Here is a 1,259-nt window from a genome sequence, read left to right as displayed (position 1 = left end):
CGATGATTCGTCACGGTGCATCGATGGCGGAAATAGCCGAGGTCTTGCGGCATCGCTCACAGGACAGTACCGCGATCTACGCAAAGATCGCGTTTGAGGACCTGCGCGGGGTCGCGCGTTCGTGGCCCACGGCGGGAGGTTCAATATGACTGCGATCCGCGAGTCTCTCGTCCGGTACGTGGCAGTCCGCCGTGCTCTCGGGGCGTCATTCTATGAGCCTGCATTGGCACTCGGTCATTTCGTTGATCTGCTGGAACGCGAAGGCGCCGAGTTCATTACAACCGATCTGGCTCTGCGCTGGGCGACGACGCCCGTACTCGTCGAGCGCGCTACCTGGGGGCGGCGCCTCTCTCAAGTGAGAGGATTTGCCAGATGGATGAACGTGATTGACAATCGAAACCAGATTCCTCCAGCAGGACTCCTGAGTGCCAGAAGACGGCGCAACGCCCCGCATATTTACACTGAGCAGGAAATTGATCTGCTTATGGCCCGCGCCGCTCAACTGCGATCCCGAACCGGCATGCGAGCACTGACCTATTCGACGCTCATAGGGCTTCTTGTAGCGACAGGCCTCAGGCCAGACGAAGCGCTTCGGCTCGACCGGTCCGACGTTGACCTCGTCAGCGGGATACTCTCCATCCGAGAATCGAAGCTCGGCAAATCCCGCTTTGTTCCTGTAGCAGAGTCTTCCCGGGTGGCACTCGAACACTATGCCCTGAAACGCGATCAACTCTGTCCTGTACGATTGAGCGAGGCGTTCCTGGTTAGTGAGCGCGGCAAGCGACTGAAGGCAGGCACTGCACGAAGCATGTTCGTCAGAATGTCGCGCGCTGTTGGTCTGCGATCGGCGACAGAGGACGGGCGCGATGGTTACGGCCCGCGCCTCCAGGACTTCCGACATAGCTTCGCGACTGGAAGGCTGGTCGAATGGTATCGCGCCGGTCTGGACGTCAGTCGGGAATTGCCGAAACTTGCCACCTACCTCGGGCATGTCAACATCGGTCTTACGTACTGGTACATCGAAGCGGTTCCTGAGTTGCTTGAACTCGCTGCAGGCTATCTCAACAAGAATTGTCCGGGAGAACGGCCGTGAGCGCCACCAGTCTTCCCTCCCTCGTTCAAAGGTTCTTTACCCAACGCCTGCTCGAGCAGCAAGGTCTGAGTTCGCATACGGTGGCAAGTTACCGTGACACGTTCCGGCTGCTGCTAGCGTTCGCCACGAAACAGATCGGGCGCGCGCCGTCGAAGCTGCGAATCGA

General features: G+C 59.3%; 1 protein-coding gene. It reads left to right on the top strand.

What is annotated here, in order from left to right:
- The first annotated feature begins 145 nt into the window (after nucleotides 1-145).
- Complete coding sequence (locus HV796_RS42540) at nucleotides 146-1,093, top strand: tyrosine-type recombinase/integrase (RefSeq protein WP_175233592.1); 948 nt, start codon at nucleotides 146-148, stop codon at nucleotides 1,091-1,093.
- Nucleotides 1,094-1,259 lie beyond the last annotated feature (166 nt).

It is taken from the genome of Paraburkholderia humisilvae (assembly GCF_902859855.1).
Classification (GTDB): domain Bacteria; phylum Pseudomonadota; class Gammaproteobacteria; order Burkholderiales; family Burkholderiaceae; genus Paraburkholderia; species Paraburkholderia humisilvae.
Note: the sequence above shows the minus strand (reverse complement) of the source record. Positions and strands in the feature narration are given on the sequence as shown.

Coding starts and splice junctions, on each gene's coding strand:
- HV796_RS42540 (WP_175233592.1), top strand. CDS start 146: ATGACTGCGATCCGCGAGTCTCTCGTCCGGTACGTGGCAGTCCGCCGT.